Source organism: Sandarakinorhabdus sp., from assembly GCF_032115815.1.
In the GTDB taxonomy this organism is placed as follows: domain Bacteria; phylum Pseudomonadota; class Alphaproteobacteria; order Sphingomonadales; family Sphingomonadaceae; genus Sandarakinorhabdus.
The window spans coordinates 1-4586 of record NZ_JAUMBI010000275.1; the positions used below are offsets into that span (position 1 = coordinate 1).

General features: G+C 64.6%; 5 protein-coding genes and 1 pseudogene. 3 read left to right on the forward strand and 3 right to left on the reverse strand.

Features of this window, described 5'->3' with window-relative positions; genetic code table 11:
* On the forward strand, positions 1 to 864 hold an 864-nt coding region (locus RT662_RS15905; RefSeq protein WP_313671669.1), incomplete at its 5' end, for a DUF3526 domain-containing protein.
* Positions 861 to 2105, forward strand: coding sequence for a DUF3526 domain-containing protein (locus RT662_RS15910; protein WP_313671670.1), 1245 nt, complete (start codon positions 861 to 863; stop codon positions 2103 to 2105). The genes RT662_RS15905 and RT662_RS15910, both read left to right, overlap by 4 nt.
* A gap of 233 nt (positions 2106 to 2338) precedes the next feature.
* On the opposite strand, the gene RT662_RS15915 is transcribed toward RT662_RS15910, so the two are convergent.
* The 3 genes from RT662_RS15915 to RT662_RS15925 form a co-directional block, all read right to left on the reverse strand.
* Positions 2339 to 2893: a DNA starvation/stationary phase protection protein gene (locus RT662_RS15915; RefSeq protein ID WP_313671671.1), complete on the reverse strand. Its 555-nt coding sequence runs from the start codon at positions 2891 to 2893 to the stop codon at positions 2339 to 2341.
* A 74-nt stretch (positions 2894 to 2967) separates the two neighbouring features.
* Positions 2968 to 3270: a SemiSWEET family transporter gene (locus tag RT662_RS15920; protein ID WP_313671672.1), complete on the reverse strand. Its 303-nt coding sequence runs from the start codon at positions 3268 to 3270 to the stop codon at positions 2968 to 2970.
* Between the two features lie 111 nt (positions 3271 to 3381).
* A complete protein-coding gene (locus RT662_RS15925; RefSeq protein ID WP_313671673.1) occupies positions 3382 to 3849 on the reverse strand; it encodes a PRC-barrel domain-containing protein in 468 nt (155 codons plus the stop codon).
* A gap of 251 nt (positions 3850 to 4100) precedes the next feature.
* On the opposite strand from RT662_RS15925, the pseudogene RT662_RS15930 reads away from it, so the two are divergent.
* Positions 4101 to 4586 (forward strand): annotated as a pseudogene (locus RT662_RS15930) (hypothetical protein); the annotation flags it as partial.

Below are 4586 nucleotides of genomic sequence, written 5' to 3' on the forward strand. Positions count from 1 at the left end.
GCGGCGCTGGGATGGGCGGCAGCGCAATCGCCTGCCGAAGCCGGCATCGCGGCGCTGATGGCGTTGGCGGCGCTGCTGTGGCTGGGCCTGTGGGTGTTGGGCATCACACTGGTTTCGGCCCGCGCCCGTTCGGCGCAATCGGCGCTGATGGCGCTGGTGCTGGCCTGGGCGGTGCTGGTGGTGCTGGTGCCGCGCGCGGCGGCCGGCGTGGCGGCGTTGGCGCATCCGTTGCCCACCAAGGCGGAGACCGACCTGATCATCCATCAGGAACTGCGCGCGCTGGGCGACAGCCACAATCCCAATGATCCGCATTTTGCCGCGTTCAAGGCCGGGCTGTTGCAGCGTTACGGTGTTTCCCGCGTGGAGGATCTGCCGTTCAATTTTCGTGGCGCCCTGTCGAGTGAAGGCGAGCGGCTGACCAGCCAGCTGTTCGCCGGCCATGCCGCCGCGACGGCCGCCGTGCAGATGCAGCAGCACCGCCTGCTGGCGCTGGTGGGCGTGATCAGCCCGGCGATCGGCTTTGCCCAGGCCAGCATGGCCGGTGCTGCCACTGATCTGGCCAGCCATATCGCCTTCCTCGATGCAGCCGAAGCGCATCGCTATCGCCTCATTCAGTCACTCAATGGCCTGCACACATATCAGGTGCGCGGCGCCGATGATGCGGCCCGCAACAAGGATCCGATTGCCGAGCGCCAGAGCCGCGTTTCGGCGCGTTTCTGGGCTGAGCAGAAGCCGTTCCACCATGCCGGGCCAAGCATCGCCGATCGCATGGCCGGGATGCTGCCGGGCTTGGCGGCCCTGCTGTTGTGGGCCGCGTTGCTCTCGTGGCAACTGATCCGCTCGGGCCGGCAGGAACAGCCATGATCGCAGGCTTGGCGCGCGAATGGCGGCTGCTGGCCGGCCCGGCGCGGTTGGGCCTGATCGTGCTGGCGGCGCTGGCCAGCGTTGCCGTGGCGCTTGGCCTTGCCGATGTTGACGCCACCCGCGCCGATATTGCCCGTGTGGTGGCGCTGGAAGCCCGCGAAACCCAGGCCATCGCCGCCTTTGCCAAGGGGGATGCCGGCGAGTTTGGTTACTACCGCAATTTCCCGGTGTGGCGCGCACCCGGCGATCTGGCCTTCCTGGCACCCACGCGCGGCGATGCCGTGCCGGCGGTGATGCGCATTCGCATGCTGGCGCTGGAAGGCCAGATCAACGACAACGAGGCCGCCAATCCCGAACTGCTGCTAGCCGGCCGCTTCGATTTCGCCTTTGTCACGCTCTATCTGGCGCCGCTTTTGTTGATCGCGCTGCTGCATGATCTCTGGTCCGGCGAGCGTGAGGCCGGGCGGCTCGCGGCGCTCGACAGCCTGCCGCGCGCCCGGCACCGGCTGTGGAGCCCGCGGGTCGTGCTGCGCGCCGGCGGCGTGGCGCTGGCGCTGCTGGTGCCGCTGGCCGTGGGCGCGCTGGTCGAGGGCACGACACCGGTGCGGCTGGCGGCGGCCGCCATGTTGGTACTCGCCAGCCTGGGCTTCTGGATGATCGTCACCCTGGTTGTCGCCCGGCTTCAGGCGGCATCGGCCACGCAGGCGGCCGTGCTGGCCGGGCTGTGGTTCGCGATCACGCTGGTGGTGCCAGCCGCTGCGCACCTGGCCATCAATGCGGCGGTACCGCTGCCTGATGCTGCCGCCATCGCGCGCGAAAACCGCGAGGAGGTGCACGCCGGCTGGGACCGACCCAAGGCGGAGACCATGGCGCGTTTCGTGGCGCTTTATCCGGCCTACCGGGACCAATCGGCCACCGGAACGGCTTTTGAATGGAAATGGTATTTCGCTTTCCAGCAGTTGGGCGATCACGCCGTTGCCGCCGACAGCGCCGCCCGTGATGCCGGCATCGCCCGCCGGGAGGCCTGGGCGCAGCGACTGGGATGGCTGCTGCCGCCCTTGAAGGTTGCACAGGCCATGCAGCAGCTTGCCGGTAGCGATGTGAAGGCCGATCTGGCTTTCAAGACGCAGGTGCGCGGCTTCCACCGTGAGGTGCGGGAATATCACTACCCTTATCTGTTCGGCGGTCGGCCCGTGCGTGCAGCCGATGTGGCCAGCGCACCGGCGTTCGCAGCACTTTAGCTGCCAAGGAGCAATTGTCGGGCAAAGAGGGGCACGGCAAACTTGCCTGGCCACCGCCAAATGGCTTGTGGCAGCTGTTTGGCAGGTCGAAAGACGCTTGCTGTCGCTTGTGACAAGTTCCGTTACAAATTCGGCAACGACGATGTTACGAGTATCTGTAATATATAAGACTGTTCAAGCCTTGCTCTATCCCGACGGCGCGCCCCTGACACGCGCCGCAGGGCCGAAGCCTGTCAGGCGATCTGCATGCGCAGCATCCACACATATTTCTCGTGATCGCCCAGCCGGCGGGTGAGCAGATCGACGGTGACGATGTCGCCATGCTCTTCGGCGATGTCGAGTGCGTCGCGCAGGGTCTGGCAAAGCAGGCCATTGTCGCGCATCAGCATCGCCACCTGCTGGCCGGTGTCGATTGGCCGGTCTTCATCGCTGATGCAGCTGAGATGGCCATAAGTGGTATAGCTTGCCGGCGCCTTGTGACCGAGTGCGCGGATGCGTTCGGCAATCTCGTCGATGGCGGCGTAAATCTCGCCATATTGCTGCTCGGTCAGCTTGTGCAGGCCATAGAAGGCAGCGCCGGCCACATTCCAGTGCACCCCTTGCGTCTTGATGAACAACTGGAAGCTGTCGGCCAGCACCTTGCCCAGTTCATCGGCGACTTCGGCATAGGCGCCTTCGCTGAGGCCGGTGCCTGGCGCGAATTCGGGCTGATAGGCGGTGAGGCTGGGATTGTTGGTATCAGTCAGCGCAACGAGATCGTCTGACGCGGTGGTTTTGGATTTGGCCATGGGGGAAGCCTTTGCTGGGGGTGAGTTTCAGCAACGCCCCGTCGGGGGACAAGTTCCGCAACGATGCTGTTGTTTTATGCATCGGGTGCGGGATCGACGGCGCGGGCAACCTGTTCGGTTTTCTGTTCCGGCAGCAGGATCAGCAACAGGATGAAAGCGGCGAGCAGCAGGCAGATGCTGTTTGGCACGATGATCGCCCAATCGCCGCGGAGCACGCCGTAGCTGACCCACAGGGTGAAACCCACGCAGGCAAGGGCATAAGTGAATGCCGACAGCCCTTCGGTGTGGCGCTCCTTGATGATTTTCCAAGCCTGTGGGGTGAAGCTGGCCACCGAAATGATAGCGGCAAGGCTGCCGATCCATGTGGCCGTGCTCATGTTGTTGAACTTTCGCAGCCGGTGGCTGGATGGGCAACAGCCGTGGCGGCCCGGGGGTTGGCCGCCACGGTGCCCCGGTTCAGTTACCCGAACCGAAACGGGTAAAGTGGATCAGCGGCGCTGATTCCGGAAACCGTCGATATTGCTGTAATAGTCGTCGATCGAGCCGGACTTGCCGTAATCGAAATTGTCGAGCTCTTCGCGGCTGTAGGTCGGTGCGCTGCCCAGCGCCTCGCGGCTGAGATTGACGACATAGCCGCCCTCATCGGTATCGTAGGACAGACCATCCCACGGCAGCTGGTGATATTTTTCACCCATGCCCAGGAATCCGCCGAACGACATGACGGCATAACGAACCTGGCCGGATTTCTTGTCGATCATCATTGCTTCGACGCTGCCCAGCTTTTCGCCGTCGTGGTTGTACACGCTGGTGCCGGTCACCCGTTCGCTGCTGATCAGCGAACCGTTGGTGTCTGATGCGGCACCGTTGGCCTCGCGCCTGGAATCCGAATGATCGGCCGAGGACTGGCCAAAGGTCGATTGGCCGGTGGTGGTGCCATTGGGGGGATAGCTGCTCATGGGAACATTCCTGTGCGTTTAAGGGTTGACCGGGGGCAAAGGCGCAGCGGGCCCGCGCTATTGTCTCCTGCTCGAACAACCCGCCGGCTGGCCGCCGGTTCCCGCCCGCTTGAACACTTGGCCGCGAATATACACGCGCCGGTCTGCACATGGGCGCTGCGCCTGATGGCCGGAACCCAAGCGGTTTTCAGGCGTACTCTGCTCACACCGGGCGGCTGCGCGGTCCATTCATCAAGCCAAAGGAAATCCCGATGCCCCTGTTCTGTGAAGATGTCGCAGTTGCCGGTGTGCGGCCAGTATTGATCGTGCTGTCGCATCTGCGCTGGGATATCGTGGTGCAGCGCCCGCACCATCTGCTCACGCGTGCGGCGGCCGATTTCGATATCTGGTACATGGAAGAACCGGTGATCGAAGGCAGCATCGCCATGGTGCGCGAAATGGCGGGCGGGGCGGGGATCACGGTCGTGCAGCCGGTGCTGCCGGCCGGCACCAGCGCCGCCGATGCCCTTGCCCACCAGAGCGAAATTGCCGCCCGTCTGGTGGCGCGGGCCGGATCGGCACCGGTATGCCTATGGTATTATGCGCCGATGGCACGAGCCTTCGGGCAGCAGCTTTCGGCCGACCTGATCATCTATGACAAGATGGGCGAACAGGGCGCCTTCGCGCCGCCGAACTTGGCCGACCATGATGCGGCGCTGCTGCGCGATGCCGACGTGGTGTTCACCGGGGGTGTCTCG

Coding starts and splice junctions, on each gene's coding strand:
- RT662_RS15910 (WP_313671670.1), top strand. CDS start 861: ATGATCGCAGGCTTGGCGCGCGAATGGCGGCTGCTGGCCGGCCCGGCG.
- RT662_RS15915 (WP_313671671.1), bottom strand. CDS start 2,893: ATGGCCAAATCCAAAACCACCGCGTCAGACGATCTCGTTGCGCTGACT.
- RT662_RS15920 (WP_313671672.1), bottom strand. CDS start 3,270: ATGAGCACGGCCACATGGATCGGCAGCCTTGCCGCTATCATTTCGGTG.
- RT662_RS15925 (WP_313671673.1), bottom strand. CDS start 3,849: ATGAGCAGCTATCCCCCCAATGGCACCACCACCGGCCAATCGACCTTT.